Below are 15,491 nucleotides of genomic sequence, written 5' to 3' on the forward strand. Positions count from 1 at the left end.
GCACCCCGTGCGGTGTCCGAGAACAGAAGAAGGGCCGTCCCACCGAGGTGGGAACGGCCCTTCTTGCGCTCGTGCGTTCAGAGCACGAAGCACGACTGCAACGAAGCGGTCCTACTTGACGGAGATCTTCGCGCCGGCAGCTTCCAGCTTCTCCTTGGCGGCGTCGGCTGCGTCCTTGGCAACCTTCTCCAGAATTGCCTTCGGAGCGCTCTCGACGAGATCCTTGGCTTCCTTCAGGCCCAGGCCGGAAACGACCTCACGGACGACCTTGATGACCTGGATCTTCTTGTCGCCGGCCGACTCGAGGACGACGTCGAACTCGTCCTGCTCTTCAGCAGCCTCGGCGGGGGCTGCGCCGCCGCCTGCAGCAGCAACGGCGACGGGGGCAGCTGCGGTGACCTCGAAGGTCTCCTCGAATGCCTTCACGAACTCGCTGAGCTCGAGGAGAGTGAGCTCCTTGAACTGGTCGAGCAATTCTTCGGTGCTGAGCTTCGCCATGGTGGCGGGTCCTTCCTGTAAGTACCTAACCGCTGATCCGCGGCATGGTGTTGATGGTGTGGAGCTGAGCTGTACGCCAATACCAGCGGATCAGCTTTCGGCGGGAGCTTCCGCCGGTGCTTCTGTTTCTGCAGGTGCCTCGGCTGCGGCGGGTGCGCCGGCAGCCTTCTTCTCCTGCAACGCGAACGCCAGACGCGCGAACTGCGATGCGGGAGCGTTGAACAGGCCTGCAGCCTTCGACAAGTTGCCCTTCATGGCGCCGGCGAGCTTGGCCAACAGGATTTCGCGCGACTCGAGGTCTGCGATCTTGTTGATCTCTTCCACGGACAGCGTTGCGCCGTCCATGTAGCCGCCCTTGACGATCAAGGCCTTGTTGTCCTTCGCGAAGGCCTTGATGGCCTTCGCTGCGTCGACCGGCTCGCCCTTGATGAATGCAATGGCGGTCGGTCCGACGAACAACTCGTCGAGGCCGGTAATACCTGCCTCGGCCGCTGCGCGCTTGACCAGGGTGTTCTTGGCGACGGAGTACGTGGCACCTTCGCCGAGCGCACGCCGGAGCTGAGTCAGACCGGACACCGACAGGCCACGGTATTCCGTGACGACGGCAGCCGTCGAACCCTTGAACTGTTCGGTGATCTCCGATACTGCTGAGACCTTTTCGGGCTTTGCCATACTTCGCCTCCTCTCGTGGGAAGTTGTGTCGATCGCGAGAGGGCCGGAAAACGACGAACGCCCCGGCGCAAGAAGCACACGGGGCGTGAACGAGCAGGCAGTCGCGAGGACTGCAGACAGGTTCCCTACCTCGTTCTCCTGCGTGGGCCGTCCGACACGATCTCGGACCTTCAACCGCGCAACTCCCGGAAGTGAATCCTTCGAGAAGGCGGTGACCAACGGTCTTGGGTAGAACTTGATTGGGCGGTCTGGACCGGAGTGCGAGCACTCGTGATCCGAACCGTTGTTCAGGTTACAACATCCTCCGCGTCAACTCCAAAACGCTGGGCTATTGCCGCACTCCGTAGACGACGAGGTTGCGCTCGTAACTGCCCACCGAGGCGTCGAAGTCGCCCGAGCACGTGATCAGCCTGATCTCGTCGGTGGGCACCGCCCCGAAGACCTGCACCGTCGGGAACTCCACTTTGCCGTAGTCGCCGACCCGATCGATGCGGTAGTCGACTCGACCACCCGTCCCGTCCCCCACCGTCACGACATCTCCCGGTCGAAGCTCCGACAACCGATCGAACACTGCGGGACCGGTCGTGGAATCCACGTGCCCGGCCAGCACGGTAGGACTACCGATCACGCCCGGTCTGCCGCCGCCGGTGAACCACCCGACGTCGTCGTAGTCGCTCGGCACCTCCATCTCGCCGTTCTCGGTGAGATGGAGGCCGATCAACGGCTCGTCGAGGTCGATGGCCTCGACGCTGAGCCGGGTCGGTGCCTGCGCCGCGAAATCCGCCGTCGGGCCCGGTCCCGGCAAATCTCCAGCGGTCGAGGACTCGGTCGCTGGTGCGGCAGGTGGTACCGAGGTAGGTGTTGGTGCGGCAGGTGGTGATGGTGCGGCAGATGGCGGCGGTGCGGACGTACAGCCCGTCACCACCACCACTGCCGTAACAGCAACCAGGAGCCGAGATCTCAGCTGCGTGCCGTTCCGCTGCGGCGAGCAACCAACGTCACTCCCGCGATCGCCGTTGCACCCAGGACTACTGCGCCGAGGGCAACCGCGCCGACGACGGGCACCGCATTACTGGAGGCCGAATCGGACGCCGCGGCCAGAGCCGAACCGCCACCTCCGGTGGCGACGGAGCCGACCGGAATCTGCGTCAGCTGTCCGCGTACCGCTCCGGCCACGAAGTCGACGGTGTGGGTGTCGGCCGCGAAGCCCGCCGGATTTGCTTCGATCTGGTCCAGCGTGAATCCGGTTCCACTGTCGGCGTCGGCACCGGCCGGCGTCAGGCCGGTGGTGAACGGTCCCTGCATGCAGCCGGTGCTCGAACGTGGGCCGTCACCGATCGGCGTCGGGTTCGGGAACGCCAGACGCGGAGGTCCCGCAGCACCCGCCGCCGCCTCGTGAATGTGCGTGGCGGTCTTGGCCGGGCTCATGTAATCGCCGGTGACGCCGTCGAGCGCGATGTCGTAGCAGACGATGTCGAGATCGGAATTGATGCGCAGCGTGAACGTGCCCGTCGCGCCCGGCTGGCCCGGAGTGGCGACACCGTCGCCGTTCACCACCTGGTCGGGAGTTGCCATCGCGGTGAACGCGCTGGTGAACGAGTCCGGTTCGGCAACGGGGGTATCGGCACCGGCCGGGGCCGCGGTGAACAGCATCAGTGCAGCGGCCGTGCCGCCGACGACTGCGGTGGCGGTGCCGCGGACGGACATGGTCGGGCGGGTGATCGAGCGTCTGGTCATCTCGTGGGCCTTCCGTGGGAGCATCGGGCAGGCGAGCCCGTGCAGAGGTGTACGACGGTCGATGCCACGATGTTCAAAATTCGGTAAAGAAATACTCCAGTCTCGGATATGAACGTCCGGGGGTCCGTCGACGTAGTCACTGTCATGAGCATCGGGAGCGTGATCGAACTGCACTTCGACGTCGCTGCCGCGTACGACGAGCATGCGTCGGCCATGCTCGGTTTCGCCGTCAACGCACTGCGCGACCGAGCGCTTGCCGAGGACTGCGTCCAGGAGACGTTCCTTCGCGCATGGCGGGCCCGGTCCCGATTCGAGCCCAGCCGAGGAGCGCTGCGTACCTGGCTGTTCGCCATCGAGCGCAATGTGATCGTCGACGTCCAACGGTCTCTGAGCAGAATGCCGAAGCCGGCGTCGGAAAGGATCGAGGACCTCGACCGACGATCGGTCGCGATCTCGCGTGACACCAGTCCCGACGTGGACGAGCGACTGCGCATCATCGCCGCGCTCGCCCTTCTCTCTCCCGATCATCGGCAGGTCGTCGTTGCGGTGCACCTGGCGGGAACCACCTATGCGGAACTGTCCGAGTCGACGGGCGTTGCCGTACGAACATTGCGCACTCGCGCCTTCTACGCACTGAGGGCGCTGCGAGACCATCTCGACGGACAGGAGGAAGCATGAACGCCCGAGACGATCGCCGAGCCGAACTGATCGCCGCTGCCGTCGGCGACGACCTCGACGACACCGAGGCCGCCGAGCTACGCGAGCTCGCAGCATCCGATCCCACCGTCGACAGGGACATCGCCGAACTGCGCGCGCTGACCGGGACTCTCGGTCGTCGCGGTCCGACCGAACCGTGGCTCGAAGCATCGACGTCACCCGACCTCCGCGCCCGAGTTCTGGGTACGTCACCCGGCTCTGCGTGGCCACCCCAGCGGACACGTGGACCGCGCAGATCGGCCGGCCTGGCGGCCGCCGCCGCGATCGCGGGGCTGGTCGTCGGCAGCGGCGTCGTGCTCGGTATCGACGCCTCTCGACCGCAACCCGAGGATCCACCGGCCGCGATCACCGGACCTCCGGGAACCCTGGGTGCCTACGAGCAGGTCGCTTTCACCACGAGCATGCCGAGCGTGGACATCGAGGGCGGCCTCGTTGCGCACACGTGGGGCACCGAGACGTTCCTCGACATGGACGGCGTGTCCGATCGAGGCCCGTACGAGGTCGTCCTCGTCGATCGGTGGGGCACCGAACTCCCGTCCGGCACGTTTCTCGGTAGCGACGTCACCATCGAATGCCGCATGAACGCGGCGGTACTTCGCGGCGACGTCACCGAGATCGAGATCCGCGGCGCGGACGGCTCGCTGCTGGCGTCGGCTCAGTTGCCGACCACCTGACGATTCCGCGTACCGGGCCACCAGTTGCGCTCGCCGAAGAGCTTCATCATCGCCGGCACCAGCATCATGCGCACCAGCACGGCGTCGAACAGCACCGCGATGGCAAGAGCGAAGCCGAACTGTTTGAGCTCGAGCACGTCTGCGGTGAGGAAGCTGGCGAACACGGCGATCATGATTGCGGCGGCGGCGGTGATCGGCCTGGCGGTGTGTTCGATGCCGTCGACGACGGCGACGTCGTTGCTCGCTCCCCGCACGAACACTTCTCGCATACGGCCGATGAGGAACACCTCGTAGTCCATCGACAGACCGAAGACCACGGCGAACACCGTCACCGGTAGATACACCTGGATGTAACCCGGGCTCTCGAAGCCGAGAATGCTCGAACCCCAACCCCATTGGAAGACGGCGACGGTGGCACCCAGCGCTGCCCCGGTGACCAGCAGGTTCATGGCGACGGCCTTGAGCGGGATCACCACGCTGCGAAACACGACGGCCAAGTAACAGAGAGAAAAGGCCAGTACCGCGGCGACGACCCAGACGAACTTGCCGGAGATCTCCTCGGATGCGTCGACCACCAGCGCGGTGGTACCGCCCACGGACACGCTGGTGCCGTCCACGTCACCGGCGAGAACTGCCTGAGAACGCAGGGTTTCGACGAGGTCGGCGGCCTCCGTCGAGTCGATCGGGACCGACGGGACCACGATCAGCAACGACCGGCCGCCCTCGGGTTGCGCCAACGCGTAGGCGACGCGATCGTCTCCGCGCACGGAGTTCGCGAACGCGTCGACCGTGGCGATCTGCTGCGGTCCCAATGGACTGTCGTCCTCGCCGGTGAACACGATGGTGATGGGCGAGATGGTGCCGGGCGCGAACTTCTCGGTCAGGACCGTGTTGGCTCGTCCGGACGGTTCCGCGCTCAGCGCCTCGGCACCGAGATCGACCCCGTACGAGATCGAACCGATGGGAACCAGGCAGACGATGAGGACGGCGGCGGATGCGACCGTGTAACGCCAGGGGCGCTCGATGACGTGCTGCGCCCACCGCGACCACCACGTGGGAACTGCGGCGTCGTGCTCGTCGACCGAGGGAGGTTGGAATCGTCGCGGCAGCGACCAGGCCCCGATGCGCGTTCCCAGCACCGCGAGAAGTGCCGGCAGCAGGGTCCACGCGACCACGACGACGGTGGCGATGGTGAGCGCGACGACCAACGAGATGCTCTGCACCGCAGGGACATCGACGATCGCGAGGGCTCCGAGTGCGATCAACACGACCAGACCGGAGATGACGATGATGTGTCCGGCGGTGCCCATGGCCGCCCCCACCGCGCGCTCGGTCCTGTCCGAATCTTCACCGGGTCCGGCCCGCCCGATCTCCTCCCGGAACCGACTGACGATGAAGAGTGCGTAGTCGATTCCCAGACCCAGACCGAACATCGCCGCCACCGTGGTGACGAGAACATCGAAGGTCATCACGTTGGACAGCAACGCGAACATGCCGAACGCCGCCAGCACTCCGATTCCGGTGGTGACCAGCGGCACGATGCCCGCGACCACGGAACCCAGCGCCAGAACCAGCACCACGAAAGCGATGGGCAGACCGATGCTCTCGGCCCGCACGGCGTCCTCGGATTCGACGCGGGTGAGATCGACGGTCATCGGCGAGTAGCCCGTCACCGCCACCTCGACGCCATCACCGGACGCACCGCCGATCATCTCCTGCACGCGTTCGGCCACTGCGATCCGATCGCTGGCCTCTCCGCCGATGCCGACGAATGCGAGCGCCGAGGTCCCGTCGTCGGAGATCGTCGGGACGAATCCTGCGCTCTCGTAGGGGTCGACGACACGCAGTACGTCCGGTGACTGCCTCAGTGACGAGACGACCTCGGCCACCCGTGCGCGAAAGGCCGGGTTCCGGCTGTCCACCGAATCCGAGGTGAACGTGACGACGAGCTGTTCCGAGCCGAAGGACGCGAAATGCTGCTCGACCAGTTGGTCGGCGCGGCTGGATTCGGTTCCGGGAACGGAGAAGTTGGCCCCCACCAGGGAGTTCTGCAGCGCTGGGTACAGAATCGCGGATCCCACCGCCAGCAGCGTCCAGATCGCCAGCACCACCCAGCGTCGCCGCGCGACCAGTCGACCCCACCGGTCGCCGATGTTTCCGCAGCTCACCTGCGGGTCGATTCGCGAGATCGTGTCGGTCATCTACGTCAACTCCCGGCTGAAGATGCGGTACGTGCGGTGCGGAGCGAGTTTCGTCCGGGACAGGACCGAGCCCTTCATCCACGGACTGTCGTCGAGCACGGGAGCCGCTTCGACGCGCGTGAACCCGAGATCGCGCATACGCACCGACATCTCCATGATCAGCAGAGAGGACACGGCTCGATCGGGGCAATCCGGATCGACGAACAGCATGTCCACCCGCACTCCGTCGATGACCTCCGTGCGACCCGGACGCTTGACGTGCCACAGCGTCACCAGGTCTCGTGCCCAGCGCGACTTCAGGTGCGACGCCTTCGCGGCGGCCTGATTGACGTCCGGGATTCCCATCAGAAAGCCGACGGGCTTGCCGTCGAGTTCGGCCAGCAGGGTGAGCCGACGATCGATGACCGGAAGCATCATCTTCAGCAACTCGAACAGTTCCGTGTAGGACAGCGGCGAGAAGCCCCAGAAGTTCACGAACGTCTTGTTGTAGAGATCCCGCACGATGCTCGCGTCGCGTCGCAACGTCCGGTATTTCATCGACCGGAACGTCACCTCGGATCGCGCCTTGATCTTCTCGAAGATCTGCATGTGCCGCGCGTATTTGGGGTCGTTGTAGATGATGCACGGGTCGTCGAAAAGGTAACTGTAGAAGTCCTTGACCGCCATCAGACCCCACTTCTCGAAGTGGGCCGCGTAGTAGAGCGGATTGTGCGGCATCCCCACCAGGGGCAGCGCCGGGACCTCGTCGACGACGATGCCTGCGCTGTAGAACATCGACGGACCGAAGGGCCCGGAAATCGTCGCGAGTCCGCGCGCCGAAAGCCAGTGCGCCGCAGCGTCGAGCAGCGCTTCGGCGACGTCGTGATCGTCGACCGCCTCGTAGAAGCCGAAGAAGCCGATCGGCTCCCCCGTGTACTCGGTGAACGACAGATCGTGGATGGCCACGACGCGACCGACGGCAATCCCGTTCTCGCGAGCCAGAAATGCTTTCGTGACGCGGGTGGCGGCAACCGAGGGCGGCGGTGCGATGAGAATTCGGCCCAGGTCCATCGACTCGTCGGGTAGGCGGTACGGATCGCCCTGGTAGACCAGGTCCGAGACGGACTCGAATTCACGCCAACCGGCTTTGCCGTCGACCTCTTCGATCGTGATCATCGTTCCTCTTCGCTCGGTTGTCTGCCGTCGACGAGGATCGGTGAACGCACCACCGTCGTCTCGCCGGCGAACACGTAATTGCCTGGCCGGACAGTGATCTCGTCGACGAGTGCGTCGGGCACGAACACGTCGCACTGAGAACCGAAGCGGATCATTCCGTACTGCTCGCCGCGCTCGACGGTGTCGCCCACCGCGATGTGCGCAACGATGCGATTGACCCACAGGTCGGCTATCTGCGTCACCGTCACCACGGCTCCGCACGCGTGCTCGATCGACACGGTGAGTCGTTCGTTGGTGAGCAGGTAGTCGCAGCCCACGTCGTAGGGAGTTCGCCGCGTCAGCAGATTGGCCCCGACCCGGGCCATCGACTTGTTGAACGGTGCCGCAGATCGGTGTCGGCGCATCCTGACGATGCCCGAGATCGGAATTCGATTGCGGTGTACCGAGTATTCGGACATGTAGATGCCGATGAGGTACCCGCTGTCGGCTTCGGCGACGCCGGCGATCTCGTCGAGGGCAATGGTTCGCCCCTTCTTGACTGCGAACGCGGTACTGCCTGCCTCCACTCGTTTGACGTACGTGACGAAGCCGTCCGCAGGAGCCAGTACCGCTCGCGGATCGGCGGGCGGTACTCGATGCGGATCGCGAAAGAAGAACCGGGTTCGCCAGTAGACGAACAGCGCGAACGGAGCTGCCGTCGCGGCAGCGAGGCCGAGGGCCCACCGACACCACGACATCAGCTGTGCCGCTGTTCGTCGACGCTCTCCGACCAGGTCACGAAGGCATCCGCTGCCCAGTTCCGCACCGGGCCGGGCAGCAGTCCGATCAGCCCACACACCACGTAGAAGCCGAGCGAGAGAACGCCGTTGGTCACCTCGCGGCCGATGGGTACGTCCCGTAGGCGCACCGAGGTGGGCTCGAATCCGTCTGCCACGTCAGTTGACGGCGGCGGGCGTGAGCGTCTTGAGCTGTGCTTTCTCGAAATAGAGCTCGAACAGTCGGCGGTGGTCGCACCACGAGATGTCGTGGTCGAGTGGGAGTATCGCCTCGGGCTTGTGCACCAGGCGCATCAGCTGATCGATGTTGTCGGCCAGCATCGTCTCGGCAAATCGAGGCGAAATGCGCGAACTGACGCGCTCTTTGAACTCGTCCCAGCTCACCAGGTCGAGTCCGAGCAGCTCGGCGTAGAGGTCGTGGCCGTAACCGGTGGGGTTGCTCGGTAGGAGCCGCGTCAACGGGTGACTGCGCAGCGCATTGCCGGCCATGACGTCGCACATCACGTCCACCGGAACGTAGTTCATTCCCGGGCCGTCCCAGATGGCACCGGCGGCGATGGCCAGTTCGATGATGCGCCAGAAGCTGTACACCCGTCCGGGATCACGGCCGAGTTCGGTACTTCCGAGAATGTAGGGGGCCTCGCACAGGGTGACGGAGTAGGTGTCCGACATCGAGAGCCACCCGAGAAGCGTTGCGTTGACCCACTTCATCTGCGCGTAGCCCGAGTACCACCACGAATCCGGGCGGCGAAAATCCTCGGGCTTCTGGTAGAGGTGAGCTCCGATGCTGCCCACGTAGGTGAGGTGCTTACGCGTGGAGGTGATGCTGAATTCGAGAATGCGCAGGACGCTCACGAACCAGTCGTCGCGCAGATCGGCATAGCTCTCGGTGTAGTCGGTCGAGCTGGCGCAATTGAAGATCTGCCCCACTCCGGCAGCAAGATCGAAGTAGGCAGCCTTGTCGAGACCGAACCGGAACGTCGTGGGAGTGCCCTCGACGATGCGAATCTTGTCGGCGTCGACCTCGATCTCGTACTGGTCGAAGGTGCGCTGCAGGCGCTCGAACGCCGTCTCCTCCTCGGTGGGGCGCACCATCGCATAGACGACCTCGACGGCGGAATCACGAGTGAGTCGGCCGATCAGGTGCGCGCCGAGGAATCCGTTGGCTCCGAACACCAGCGCCGTGTCGGTGCGCGGCGGTGCCATGCTCGCCACCCGGCGTCGGGTGTCCTCGTCGACGAACGGCCGCAACGCGGTCGGATCACCGTTGCTCAGAGCGACGACGTCGGCGTACTTGCCGGCGAAGCGAAGCCCCGGGCATTCGCTGGTGATCAGTGCATCCGCGTGCGGCCAGACCGGACGCAACGAACCATCTCCGAACAGTGCTTCTACGTGCATTCTCGCTCCCCTGCAACGATCGGTGTCCCATGTCACTTCGGACCGGCAGAACGTAGCAATTTCGAGGGCTCGAGATCGGGTGACCGGGAAAGTCTGGTACGCCCCATAGCGTTGCTCAACTTTTGTTGAGAGGGTTCCCAACAGAACACAGTCGAACGGGCGGATTATTGGAGCAGATTACGACCGATTCGCGTTCCTCGTGTCAGTTTCAGAAGACGGCTGCACGATGTCAGAAGTGCACTGCAGTGCAACTCCGAGTTCTCGAGCACACGTCCGGCCGTATCCAGTGAGCGCTGCGATCCCTGACTGGATAGCGCATTGATGGTGAAATTTCGCATCAAGTTTTATTGGCCGTCGGTGAGCTGCGGGTCTAGCGTCGCGGCCGGCCGTGGACGGCTGTGGTCGCGCGAAGTGCTCGATCGGACACTTGCGGCATGGGCGGCGAGAAAGTTGTCGACGATTTGGATGCAGTCGTCGGCGTGGATGTGGCGCAGTCCTGTGAGGCGAGCGAACACTATCGGTCCGAGGAGCTGAATGAGGGCGAAGGTGGTGTCGATCTCGCCGAGTACAGCGCGAGCGTCAGGGGCCGTCAGGATCTGATCCAGGGACCTGCGGTATTGCTCTATGACACGGGCCCGAAGCGAGACCACCGCGCCAGGATCGAGATCGCGCCGGCTGGCGTCGCCGCTGTTGACGGGTCCCATTGCCAGCCAGGCCAGCGTGGTCATCTGCACCGGAGCTTGGTCGATGAGGTCGGCTTGGGTGGTGAGCAACGAAATCAGACGTTCACGTAGCGGACCGGTATCGATATCGGTGTCGACTGGGGGTAGTAGTCGCTCGAAGGTTGCAGCAAGCAGGTCAGTGGTACTTCCGAAGTGGCGGTACAGAGTGGCACGTGCAACCTTCGACATGCGGGTGACCGCCTCCACGGTGACCGCCTCGACACCGCCGGTGGACAGCAGCTGGCCCGCCGCTTCGAGCAACCGGTTACGTGAGCGCGCCAGCCGGGGGTCGGCCGGACCCTCGGCTGCAACGAGAGGGTCGACCATGAACGGGCTCCGCTCCATTTTGACTGACAAAACATGTCCTCGCTTGACCATTCTGTCACACCCGCAAAGTTATGATACTAATAGTCTCGTACCGAGACGATCAGTCTCTAACTGGGAGGCTGGCCGTTGAACGAACGTAGATCCGACTCTGCCAGCGTCGCTCGATGGAGCGGTGCCCAGTGGTGGATGTTGATTGTGTCGTGCATGGCGGTCGCGTTGGTGGTGGCCGCAATGGCGGCATTGTATTCAGCGTTGCCACAGATCGCGGTCGCGACAGGGGCGACGCAAGCTCAACTGACCTGGATAGTCGACGGTTATACGCTGGTATTGGCGTGCTTCGTTCTGCCTGCCGGTGCGATCGGTGACCGGTACGGTCGCCGCGGGGTGCTCGTGGCGGGGTTGGCGTTGTTCGCTTTCGCGTCGGCCTTGCCCTTGTTTCTCGCCGACCCGGCGTGGCTGATCGCTGCTCGCGCGTTGGCTGGGGCGGGTGCGGCGCTGGTCATGCCCTCGACGCTGTCGATACTGACCGCGGGATTTCCACCGGCGCATCGCGGCCGCGCTGTAGGTGTGTGGGCCGGGGTTGCTGGATCCGGGGCGGTCCTGGGCATCCTCGGGGCTGGTGTGCTGCTCGAACAGTGGTCGTGGACCTCGGTGTTCGTCGGGTTGACCGTCGCCGGAGCGGTTCTGGCCGGGTTGGCATGCAGTATCGCGGAGTCCCGCCAGCAGGAGCATCCACCGGTCGATTGGGTGGGCGCGGTGACCGTAGTTGTCGCGGTCGGGGCGATCGTCTTCGCTGTGATCGAGGTTCCGGCCCGTGGCTGGTCGGATTCGCTCGTCGCCATCAGCACTGCGGTGGGCTTGTTCGCAGTTGTGGTGTTCGTCGTCGTAGAACTACGTTCCTCGGCACCCCTACTCGATGTCCGGTTGTTCGCCCGCCGTGGCTTCGGTGCCGGCGCACTGTCGGTCTGTATCCAATTTCTGGTGACCTTCGGGGTGTTCTTGCTGTTGGTGCAGTATCTGCAGTTGATTCTCGGTTATGGACCGCTCACCGCCGCGTTGGCGTTGACCCCTATGGTCGTGCCGCTCATCGTGATCTCGGTGATTGCACCCTGGCTGTCGAACATTGTTGGCCTGCGGGTGATGACCACTGTAGGTCTGCTCACCATCGCGGCGGGACTGGTGATGGTGAGCAGATTGACCGTCGCGGCAACTTACCCTGACCTGCTGTGGCCCTTGCTCATCATGAGTGCGGGTTTGGGGTTGTGTACCGCCCCTGCGACTTTCGCCATCGTCTCGGACACTCCTGAGGCCAAGCACGGGGTGGCTGCCGCGGTCAACGACGCAGCTCGCGAAATCGGTGCCGCGATTGGGATTGCGGTAGCCGGTAGCGTGCTCGCGGCCGGTTACGTTCAGCACATTCAGCCGGCTCTGCCCCAGCTACCCGAGCCTGCCCGTGGTCCGGTGGCCGATTCTCTGGCCGCCGCGTTGCAGGTCGCCGACCGCGCAGGACCAGCTGGTCAGCCGCTGGCCGAGTTCGCCAGAGCCGCATTCGTACACGGAAGTGGTCAGGCGACGCTGTCGTTGGCGGCGCTGACCGCCGCTGGGGCACTCGTCCTCGCCGTCTTTGCGCCAGGTAGACGCAGCCGTACGACAGCCACCGCGGGTGACGGACGTCGGTGAAGGTCGGCCAGGGTGTCTATTCTTCGGTGTGATTCGTGTCTGTGGCCCGGAGTTGGGCTCGGGCTTGGGACTGCATGAAGTGTTCGACCTCGACCACCACGAACAGGGCAGTAGCGGTGGCTACCGAGCGGCCCTGCGCATCGTCCATCGTGGCCGTGAGATCCAGTTTGCGCCCATCACGAGACCGAACGGCAGCACGCAATACGTATGGAGTGCCGAGCAGAACCGGCGCTAGGTAGTCGAGCTCGAGACGCCGCGTCACGGCGAGCTCACCCACTGTGTAGAGCAGGAAGCCGAACAGATCGTCGAGAACGGTCGCCACCGCGCCGCCGTGTGCTATCCCGGGTGCCCCGACATGACGTTGATCGAACACATGGTGAGCCACCACGCCGTTCTCGTCACGCTGGACCGACAGGGCATGGCCGTGCGGGTTCTGCGGCCCACAACCAAGACAGTCGGGGTGGTGGGGCGGTAGATCAGGCGAATCGAAACTCGTGCTCCAGAACGAGCGCGCCCAGTTCTCGATAGCGGGGCCGGCCGACCCGCTGACCTCGTCTGGAATTCTTTTCATGGTCGGACCTCTCTGTCGTGAAAACATTGTGCCGAGTCTGTCGCGTCTTCGTGCGCTCGGCCTGCACCGCTGTTAGTTTCGAAAGATAAACTGCACTATGTCAGAAGTGAACCGCACTAAAGGATCGACCAAGCCGACATAGCTTTAAAGAGAGAAGTGATCTGCCGCGAGGATTTCGGACCTGGAGATGACTATTCTGAGGCCGCGTTTGCGGACTGCCCGTAACTGAGTTCTTGTCTAGGGAACATTCCAGCCACCACGAAGGGCATCTCGCGAATGCAACTATCTCACACCCGACCTGCCTCGGCCGAATGCTGCGACGACCCCAATCTCTGCCGCTCCGCGGCGGCAGGCGAGGCCCGCGCGCCTCGCATCAAGATGACCGCGCTCTGAGGTCGATTTGTTGCGCCCAACGCTTGAAGGAGCGCGTCCAGCGCGATGTCCTCGTTATCGAATATCAAGATTGCATGGAGGTCGTCGCGGAGTGCGCAGCGGGCGCAGAAACGGGATCGGTAGCGTTCGCCTTTCGTGGTTGCAGGCGTTCGCAGCGCAGGTCGAGCGCGATGCCGGGCGCACTCTTGGCGTTGATCGCGGAGTTGAACCGTCAGATCGGCGACCTCGAAGCCGATCTGACCCGCCATTTTGAAACACACCCGGACGCTGACACACAACGCCGCCATCTACCTCTCCCTGCCAGGAATCGGTGTCATCCTCGCCGCCCGGGGCTCGGTGAATTCAGCGACGACGTCGACCGCTACACCAACGTCAAGTCTCGCAAGAATTACGCCGGTACGTCACCCCTGACAGTTGCGTCGGGCAAGAAGCGGGCCGTACTGGCTCGACATATCCGCAACCGGCGGCTCTACGATGCCATCGACCGGTGGGCGTTCTGCGCCCTCAGCCAGAGTCCGGCCGCTCGCGCGTTCTACGAACAACACCGTGCTACCGGAGACCTCCACCACCAAGCGCTCCGCGCACTCGCCAACAGACTTGTCGGGCTCCTGCACGGGTGCGTACGCCACTGCACCGAATACGACGAACACACCGCTTGGGCACACCGCACCGCGCAACAACCCGACGCAGCTTGACAAGTTACAATTATTGGATATCTAGGGTGATTCAGTCCATTTTGTGGCGGGACGCGAAACCGGGATGGCTGAATGGCAGACTGCGTGAGAAGGCCACGCCTACGGTTGCGGCCGCGCCGTCGATGATTCCCCACGTCGTCTCTGATAGGTGTGCGGCGAAGAACGTATCATCCACCCCTTGCTCACGACCGTTGTCGATCCACCACTGAGTCGCAGATAGACCAGAACCCAGAATGGACGCCACGGCCAAGGGAATGACCGAAGTATCTGCGTGAACACGCTGAAGACTTTCAGTGAACCGATCGGCGACGACCTCCATCACCGACCTCAGTTCGTCAGCAACTCCGCCATTTCCCGATCCGGAGTACTGAAACAAGTGATTCGCCATAAGGAATCTGACGACAGTGGGATACTGCCCGACGAGCGCGACGTAGCTCTGGACGGACGAGCGAACCATGTCGTCAACCGAAAGATAATCTTGGTCGGCGAGAATAGTGACTTTCGCCGAATCCCACATCAACGCACCGAGTTTCGCCGCCACCGCCGCGTTCAAGCCCGCTTTGTCGCCAAAGTAGCGATACAGCTTTGGTTTAGATACACGGGCCTCCGCAGCGATGTCGTCCATGCTGACGCCTGCACCATACCGTTCGATGATCCGTATGGTCGCGTCGACCAGCTGCGCGCGTACCTCGACTCTATGCTCATCCCAGCGGGTGCTACGGGCATCGGCCACTCGACGCTGCACCTGAGATGGAGTAAATGAAACGCGGCGGACGAATGACATTATGGGGTTAACAATACCCTGAAGGGTCCTCTCAAGCGAGTCGGGCTGGAGAGCCGTTCGCTGAAACCTCTCGGTTCGCTCGCAGCGGTTCGGCACCCTCCCTCAAGCAGCCGATCGTCCGCCGGATCGCACCGTGTCGATCACATACACCGGCGGCACGACCGGAAAGCCGAAGGGAGCCATCGGAGGCTTCGGCAATGTTCACGATGACGCAGATTCAACTCTCCGGAGTGAGAATGGCCGGGTTCCCCAAATTCTCGATGTGCACCCCGCTGTCGCATGCTGGGGCCGCGTTCTTCGTGCCGACCCTGACGAAAGGCGGCCCGATGATGGTGCTGCCGAAGTTTTATCCGCCGAGGTGCTGCGCACCATCGACGCAAAAAAGATCACCGTGGCGATGCCATCGATGCTGTACGCCTCGATGGACCCCTCCCAACTCGGACACGCGCGGCCTGTCGACGATCGTGGCCGTCTCACGAGCTCATGTGTGT

15 protein-coding genes and 2 pseudogenes are annotated in these 15,491 nt (G+C 63.8%); 5 read left to right on the top strand and 12 right to left on the bottom strand.

Annotation, left to right across the window (positions count from 1 at the left end; translation table 11 throughout):
* Positions 1-111: 111 nt before the first annotated feature.
* The 4 genes from rplL to QM615_RS16810 form a co-directional block, all read right to left on the bottom strand.
* Positions 112-498, bottom strand: coding sequence for a 50S ribosomal protein L7/L12 (rplL, locus tag QM615_RS16795; protein ID WP_008713856.1), 387 nt, complete (start codon positions 496-498; stop codon positions 112-114).
* 90 nt (positions 499-588) lie between these two features.
* Positions 589-1,170 (bottom strand): 50S ribosomal protein L10, encoded by a 582-nt coding sequence (gene rplJ, locus QM615_RS16800; protein ID WP_008713855.1) that lies wholly within the window; start codon positions 1,168-1,170, stop codon positions 589-591.
* 328 nt (positions 1,171-1,498) lie between these two features.
* Positions 1,499-1,975 carry a class F sortase gene (locus tag QM615_RS16805; RefSeq protein WP_231893840.1) on the bottom strand — a complete coding sequence of 159 codons (477 nt, stop codon included), beginning with the start codon at positions 1,973-1,975 and terminating at the stop codon, positions 1,499-1,501.
* A 155-nt stretch (positions 1,976-2,130) separates the two neighbouring features.
* Positions 2,131-2,907, bottom strand: a complete 777-nt coding sequence (locus QM615_RS16810) for a CHRD domain-containing protein (RefSeq protein ID WP_027498227.1) — start codon at positions 2,905-2,907, stop codon at positions 2,131-2,133.
* Between the two features lie 144 nt (positions 2,908-3,051).
* Between QM615_RS16810 and QM615_RS16815 the strand changes: the two genes are divergently transcribed.
* A complete protein-coding gene (locus QM615_RS16815; RefSeq protein WP_045840763.1) occupies positions 3,052-3,585 on the top strand; it encodes an RNA polymerase sigma factor in 534 nt (177 codons plus the stop codon).
* Positions 3,582-4,298 carry a hypothetical protein gene (locus QM615_RS16820; protein WP_027498229.1) on the top strand — a complete coding sequence of 239 codons (717 nt, stop codon included), beginning with the start codon at positions 3,582-3,584 and terminating at the stop codon, positions 4,296-4,298. Before QM615_RS16815 ends, QM615_RS16820 begins: the two co-directional genes overlap by 4 nt.
* Here QM615_RS16820 and QM615_RS16825 read toward each other — a convergent pair.
* The 6 genes from QM615_RS16825 to QM615_RS16850 all read right to left on the bottom strand — a co-directional run bounded on the left by QM615_RS16825 (position 4,280) and on the right by QM615_RS16850 (position 10,877).
* Positions 4,280-6,499 (bottom strand): MMPL family transporter, encoded by a 2,220-nt coding sequence (locus QM615_RS16825; protein WP_094665724.1) that lies wholly within the window; start codon positions 6,497-6,499, stop codon positions 4,280-4,282. The two genes, QM615_RS16820 and QM615_RS16825, sit on opposite strands and share 19 nt — an antisense overlap.
* Positions 6,500-7,654 (bottom strand): hypothetical protein, encoded by a 1,155-nt coding sequence (locus tag QM615_RS16830; RefSeq protein ID WP_068053212.1) that lies wholly within the window; start codon positions 7,652-7,654, stop codon positions 6,500-6,502.
* Entirely contained in the window at positions 7,651-8,391 is a 741-nt protein-coding gene (locus QM615_RS16835; protein WP_068053209.1) for a phosphatidylserine decarboxylase, read from the bottom strand. The genes QM615_RS16830 and QM615_RS16835 overlap by 4 nt, the downstream gene beginning before the upstream one ends.
* A complete protein-coding gene (locus QM615_RS16840; protein ID WP_027498233.1) occupies positions 8,391-8,588 on the bottom strand; it encodes a hypothetical protein in 198 nt (65 codons plus the stop codon). Before QM615_RS16840 ends, QM615_RS16835 begins: the two co-directional genes overlap by 1 nt.
* A 1-nt stretch (position 8,589) precedes the next feature.
* Positions 8,590-9,828, bottom strand: a complete 1,239-nt coding sequence (locus tag QM615_RS16845; protein WP_094665723.1) for an SDR family oxidoreductase — start codon at positions 9,826-9,828, stop codon at positions 8,590-8,592.
* 344 nt (positions 9,829-10,172) lie between these two features.
* Positions 10,173-10,877 carry a TetR/AcrR family transcriptional regulator gene (locus tag QM615_RS16850; protein ID WP_027498235.1) on the bottom strand — a complete coding sequence of 235 codons (705 nt, stop codon included), beginning with the start codon at positions 10,875-10,877 and terminating at the stop codon, positions 10,173-10,175.
* 204 nt (positions 10,878-11,081) lie between these two features.
* Here QM615_RS16850 and QM615_RS16855 point away from each other — a divergent pair, with 204 nt between their 5' ends.
* Entirely contained in the window at positions 11,082-12,557 is a 1,476-nt protein-coding gene (locus QM615_RS16855) for an MFS transporter (protein ID WP_371827903.1), read from the top strand.
* 16 nt (positions 12,558-12,573) lie between these two features.
* On the opposite strand, the gene QM615_RS16860 is transcribed toward QM615_RS16855, so the two are convergent.
* On the bottom strand, positions 12,574-13,128 hold the full coding sequence (locus QM615_RS16860; RefSeq protein WP_027498237.1) for a PaaI family thioesterase: 555 nt from the start codon (positions 13,126-13,128) through the stop codon (positions 12,574-12,576).
* Between the two features lie 572 nt (positions 13,129-13,700).
* On the opposite strand from QM615_RS16860, the pseudogene QM615_RS16865 reads away from it, so the two are divergent.
* A pseudogene (locus tag QM615_RS16865) lies at positions 13,701-14,216 on the top strand (transposase); the annotation flags it as partial.
* A 31-nt stretch (positions 14,217-14,247) separates the two neighbouring features.
* Here QM615_RS16865 and QM615_RS16870 read toward each other — a convergent pair.
* Positions 14,248-15,000 carry a TetR/AcrR family transcriptional regulator gene (locus QM615_RS16870; protein WP_068052725.1) on the bottom strand — a complete coding sequence of 251 codons (753 nt, stop codon included), beginning with the start codon at positions 14,998-15,000 and terminating at the stop codon, positions 14,248-14,250.
* Between the two features lie 106 nt (positions 15,001-15,106).
* On the opposite strand from QM615_RS16870, the pseudogene QM615_RS16875 reads away from it, so the two are divergent.
* Positions 15,107-15,473: pseudogene (locus tag QM615_RS16875) on the top strand (AMP-binding protein); the annotation flags it as partial.
* Positions 15,474-15,491 lie beyond the last annotated feature (18 nt).

Source organism: Rhodococcus sp. IEGM 1341 (assembly GCF_030056895.1).
Classification (GTDB): Bacteria; Actinomycetota; Actinomycetes; order Mycobacteriales; family Mycobacteriaceae; genus Rhodococcoides.